The sequence below is a fragment of the Methanobrevibacter sp. 87.7 genome, assembly GCF_002208625.1.
Classification (GTDB): Archaea; Methanobacteriota; Methanobacteria; order Methanobacteriales; family Methanobacteriaceae; genus Methanarmilla.
In genome coordinates, this window is record NZ_MRCT01000132.1 from 1 (window position 1) to 5,087 (window position 5,087).

Genomic DNA, 5,087 nt, shown 5'->3' on the forward strand with positions numbered 1-5,087 from the left:
TTTTATATATAATCTGTTACTGTTATTTTTATATATTATATTTTATTTTAATACTTATTTTATTTATTTAGTTTTTATATAATCTTTAATTTTATTTTTAAATGAATTTAAACCATTATTTTTTCAATTTTTTTAAATCTTTAAAAATGTTCTAATAAGTTATAAGTTTTAATATTCTTTCTAATTTTTTTGTTTGTAATTATATTAATATTTTATATTGTCAGTAAGTAAAAGTATACTTATATGATTGGATATTAACAAAAATTAAGCAATTTTTTACGAAACCTTTATATACTATGTAGTACAACTATTATTTGGAGGTGAAAACATGAGTGAATTACCAATCGCACCAGTCGGTCGTATCTTAAAAAATGCTGGAGCACAAAGAATTTCTGATGACGCAAAAGTTGCATTAGCTGAAGCATTAGAAGAACAAGGTGACGAAATCGCACAAAAAGCTGTTAATTTCGCACGCCACGCTGGTAGAAAAACTGTAAAAGCTGAAGATATCAAATTAGCTATCAAATAGATTTGTTAGTGTTTGATTCAGTTTTTGTGTATTTATACTTGGCCAGTTCTAATTGGCCATAATTTTTTATTTTTAATTTTTTATTAAAATCCTATTTTGTAAGTTTTTTATAATTTTACAGTTGTTTTTAATATTTTTTATTAAAATTTATTAAACTTAATTGTTAAATAATAAACTTTATATATGACTTCGGACAAACTATTATAAGTATGTAGGTCCGGTGGTCTAGGGGTATGATACCTCCTTGACGTGGAGGGGATCACGAGTTCAAATCTCGTCCGGACCATTATGCCATGGTAGTTCAGTTGGGAGAACGCTAGACTGAAGATCTAGATGTCGCTGGTTCAAGTCCGGCCCATGGCATTTCTAGATTTTTACTATTTTTGAATTTTTTTTATTTAAGTTTTATAGCTATTTTTTTATTAATTTTCATAAGATTTTGATATTTTTTTAATTAATTAGATTTTTTTAAATTCTATTTTAATTTTTATTATTTTACTAATTTTTCTTATGAATATTTGATTAATAATTATAAAAAGAGTATTTTATTTAAAATATTTTTTTTAGTTTTTATTTTATGATATTACTTAATTAACTTTTTTTACTATTCTTATTAAATGGTTTAAATTTAAAAGTTTATTAATTAAAAATAGTTTATATTTAAAAAGTTTATTTTTTTTATCTTATTAGAAGTAGTTGTTGTAATTTATTTTTTAGAAATAGTTTATATTATTTGATAAAAAGAGTATTTAATTATAATTTAAATAGATTTATAAAAAGAGTTTATAAGAAGAATTAATATTCTTCTATAATTTTCCAAGTATATTTCTTGGTTTATATGCTTTATTTTCAAGTGCATTTTTAAACTCTTCTAAAATTACATTAGCTGTAGAACATCCAAGTCTACTTGCACCTGCAGCTAAGTATCTTGCACAAGTTTTTCTGTTTCTAATTCCACCAGATGCTTTAATTTCTTTATTATTTGCTGCTGTTTTAATAATTTGTAAGTAAGTAACCATTTCATTAAATGTATTTTTACCTGTAAATCCAGTATTTGTTTTAATGAAGTCAGCATCAGTTTTATTTACAATTTCACTAATTTCTTTAATTTGTTTTTCATTTAATAAATTAGTTTCAATTATAACTTTAAGTATTCTATCTCCAATTTCAGCTCTTACTGCAGCAATTTCATCAGTAATTGTATCATAGTCTCCATTTACGAAAGCAGGAATATTCATTACCATATCTATTTCATCTGCTCCATCTTCTACTGCAATTTTTGCTTCTAATGCTTTTACTCGTTTATCGTTTGTTCCAAGTGGGAAACCTACAACAGTTCCTACTTTTACGTCAGTGTCTTTTAATAATTCGCTTGCTTGTTTTACATAGCAAGGACTTACTACAACAGAATACATATTCCAATCTGCTGCAATTTTACAGAAAACATCTACATCTTCTTTTGTAGCAGTATTATCTAAGTAAGTAAAATCCATGTGTCTAGCAAGTTCTTCAGGTGTTTTTGCTATCATTTTTATTATCTCCATTAATTCCTATATATATTGTTTCATATATTACGAACTAATATATAATATTTTCTTTTATATTATTGTTTATAAGGTATTCACTTAAAGTTTTTTGTTTTTTTATGATTTTTTGAAATCGTTAAATATTTTTTTAATTTAATATTCGAAATTTTCTATAATTATTTTATTAATTTATAATCTTATTTTTAAAAAATTAATAATTTAAGTATTTTTAATACTTTTTATAATATTTAAAGATTTTAAATTAATTTTTTAGCCATATATGGTCCTTTTCTTTCATATCCAAATTTACGATAATAATTTCTAGTACCAATACCACTAATAATTAACATTTCTTCTTTTCCATTATCTATAGAAATTTCTTCTGCTCTTTTTATTAGTTTTTCACCAAATCCTGTGTGTTGACCTATATTATTTCCTTTTTTACCGATATGAATAAGATTTCCATACACATGTAATTCTCTAAGTAATGCTGAACTTTCATTAATCTCAGGTCTAAATGCATCTTTTGATGGGAATCTAAGTCTTAAAAATCCTGCAATACTTTCTTCATTTTTATCTTCAATAGATAAAAAATGTTCTTTACCATCACAACAATCATATGTTTCTTCAAAGAGTTTATAATCATCTATACTATAATTTTCTTTAGTTTTTTTATGACCAATTTCTCTGCAACGAATACATTTACAATTAATATTTTCTTCTTCTAATCTGTTGTATACAACTTCACCAAGATTTGAATTTTGAATTCCGCCTTTAATTAAAGTAGTTGGAATATCTCTTTGAATTCTCATTGTTCTAACCCATTTAGGAAGTATCTTTTTAATTTCAACTATTACATCAACTGCTTCTTCTGTTGTGTATGGATGATAACCTCCTTTTTTCCATAAATCATAAAGTTCACTACCTTCTGTAACAAGTACAGGATATAGTTTTAACATATCTGGTTTATAGTTTGGATCTGAAAAGATTGTTTTAAACATTTCAATATCTTGTTTTTTATCTTGGAATAATCCTGGCATAAAATGCATACACACTTTAATACAAGAATCACGAAGGTTTTTATTTGCAGAAATACTATCTGCAACGGTATGGCCTCTTTTTACACGTTTATAAATATCATCATGTATTGTTTGGACACCAAGTTCTACTCTTGTAACACCCATATGTAACATTCTGTTAATATGTTCTTGTTTACAGTAATCTGGTCTTGTCTCAAAAGTCATACCAACACATCTAATTTTAGCAGATTCATTTGCCTTTTGAATATCTTCTAAAATTACATAATCATTTGGTTTATATTCTTTGACTAATCCATTTGAGTATGGAGGATATTTTTTAAGAATACTATCTTTATTGATTTTATCAAGATCAAGGAACTTTGAACTTTCATGATGTTTAATTTCAATATCATCAAGTATTATACCAAAATCAACCATTGCTTTTAAACATTGTGAAACAAACCATTCTTGATAACATAAATCAAGAGATGGGAAAGTACCTCCCATAATAATAAGTTCTACTTTATCAATTGGATGACCTACTTTATGAAGTTGCATTAATCTATTATAACATTGAATGTATGGATGAAAATTAAACATTCTTCCACGTAATGCTGCAGGTTCTTCACCAGTATAACTAGGTGGTGCAGTACTACTTTCTGGACAATAAAAACATCTTCCATGTGGACATTTATGTGGATGGCACATTACTGCAACAATTGCAACTCCTGATAATGTTCTTGTAGGTTTTTTCTGTAAAATAGGACTTATAATTTCTTTTTCTTCATAATCTGCATGTTCTAAAATATCTGCATTACTCATGAATTTTGATAACTTAAATTTACGACAAAGTTGTCTTTTTTCTACTTCAAGCTCACGACGGTTTCTTATTTTACCATTTTTAATATCATCTATGATTATTCTACAAGCTTTGTCTAACATGTTTTTCCCATTTTTATTTTTTTTAATTAAAAATTTAATATTTCAATAGTTTATATCTTATTTGTATTTATATCTTCTTGAAACATTATTAAATCTTAAAATTAGATAATTTATTAATAATAATATTTAAATTAATTAATTTTTAATTAATTTTTTGTCATTTTAAATATTTTAAAATAATTAGTTAATTATTTATATTTTTATAATTAATATATTACTAATTTATTGTTTAAATAAATAATTTTAAAATCATTTATTGTGAGGATTCATATGAGAATTAAAAGCTTATTAGGTATGAAAGTATTAGATACTGATGCTAAAGAGATTGGTAAAGTTAATGATATGGAATTTGATAAAGATTCAGGTGAAATTAAAAAAGTATTAATTTCTCTTAAAAAAAATTTCCTCTCTAGTAATGAAATTGAAGTAAGATATGATGATATTAAAAGTATTGGTGATTATCTTTTATTAGATGTTGATGTAATTACTGAATAGTTATAATTAGTAGTTTATTAGATGTTGATGTAATTACTAAATAATTGTAACAATTAATATTTTATATCAAATATAGTGGTGACTTTAATGGATGTTAAAGATGCTCTTGAAAATACTATAGAAGTTGGAGATCATGTAGTATATGTTCCTACTGGTACTAATGGTGAAATAGAAGATATTAGAATAAAAGATGAAAAGTACTGGGTTAAAATTAAAGGAACTGGTATGTGGTATGTTACTTCTAAAGTTGAACTTCTTGCTGATAATGAATTTGAAGATAAAGAAGAATATAAAGAGCTTGAGAAAGATAATACTGATGAAGATATTGAAAGAATTAAACAAAGAAAAGATGATATGTCTAACTTCGAATTACAAGATGAAGTTGCTGAAGGAGGAGGTTAAGCTTTTTTAACCTTTCTATTTATCTTTTTGATTTTTAATATTTAGATTATTTCTTTCCTTGATGTTGTTTTTTACTTATTTTTCGTGTTTAGTCTGTTTTTTAGTTTTTTACTTATTATGTTTAATTTTTTAGCTATTTGTATGTTTTAATTATTTTTTTTAATTATTTTTAGC

The 5,087-nt window shown here is 24.4% G+C and carries 5 protein-coding genes and 2 tRNA genes; 5 read left to right on the top strand and 2 right to left on the bottom strand.

All coding sequences use genetic code 11. The features are described from left to right. The first annotated feature begins 328 nt into the window (after positions 1-328). The 3 genes from BGI41_RS06500 (at position 329) to BGI41_RS06510 (ending at position 892) form a co-directional block, all read left to right on the top strand. On the top strand, positions 329-529 hold the full coding sequence (locus BGI41_RS06500; RefSeq protein ID WP_042706862.1) for a histone family protein: 201 nt from the start codon (positions 329-331) through the stop codon (positions 527-529). Positions 530-743: 214 nt separating this feature from the next. Next, positions 744-815 (top strand) — tRNA-Val (locus tag BGI41_RS06505). 4 nt (positions 816-819) lie between these two features. Continuing rightward, positions 820-892: transfer RNA gene (locus BGI41_RS06510), tRNA-Phe, on the top strand. Positions 893-1,335: 443 nt separating this feature from the next. Here the strand turns inward: BGI41_RS06510 and deoC are convergent. Both deoC and BGI41_RS06520 read right to left on the bottom strand, forming a co-directional pair. Continuing rightward, on the bottom strand, positions 1,336-2,058 hold the full coding sequence (gene deoC / locus BGI41_RS06515; RefSeq protein ID WP_158211971.1) for a deoxyribose-phosphate aldolase: 723 nt from the start codon (positions 2,056-2,058) through the stop codon (positions 1,336-1,338). 254 nt (positions 2,059-2,312) lie between these two features. After that, positions 2,313-4,016 (bottom strand): tRNA uridine(34) 5-carboxymethylaminomethyl modification radical SAM/GNAT enzyme Elp3, encoded by a 1,704-nt coding sequence (locus tag BGI41_RS06520; RefSeq protein ID WP_088539675.1) that lies wholly within the window; start codon positions 4,014-4,016, stop codon positions 2,313-2,315. A 270-nt stretch (positions 4,017-4,286) separates the two neighbouring features. Here BGI41_RS06520 and BGI41_RS06525 point away from each other — a divergent pair, with 270 nt between their 5' ends. Both BGI41_RS06525 and BGI41_RS06530 read left to right on the top strand, forming a co-directional pair. Then, positions 4,287-4,511, top strand: a complete 225-nt coding sequence (locus tag BGI41_RS06525) for a PRC-barrel domain-containing protein (protein ID WP_088539677.1) — start codon at positions 4,287-4,289, stop codon at positions 4,509-4,511. 87 nt (positions 4,512-4,598) lie between these two features. Then, the gene (locus BGI41_RS06530; RefSeq protein WP_088539678.1) at positions 4,599-4,913 is read left to right on the top strand and encodes a DUF2098 family protein; all 315 of its coding nucleotides are present in this window, start codon (positions 4,599-4,601) and stop codon (positions 4,911-4,913) included. The last annotated feature ends 174 nt before the right edge of the window (positions 4,914-5,087 follow it).

Coding starts and splice junctions, on each gene's coding strand:
- BGI41_RS06500 (WP_042706862.1), top strand. CDS start 329: ATGAGTGAATTACCAATCGCACCAGTCGGTCGTATCTTAAAAAATGCT.
- deoC (WP_158211971.1), bottom strand. CDS start 2,058: ATGATAGCAAAAACACCTGAAGAACTTGCTAGACACATGGATTTTACT.
- BGI41_RS06520 (WP_088539675.1), bottom strand. CDS start 4,016: ATGTTAGACAAAGCTTGTAGAATAATCATAGATGATATTAAAAATGGT.
- BGI41_RS06525 (WP_088539677.1), top strand. CDS start 4,287: ATGAGAATTAAAAGCTTATTAGGTATGAAAGTATTAGATACTGATGCT.
- BGI41_RS06530 (WP_088539678.1), top strand. CDS start 4,599: ATGGATGTTAAAGATGCTCTTGAAAATACTATAGAAGTTGGAGATCAT.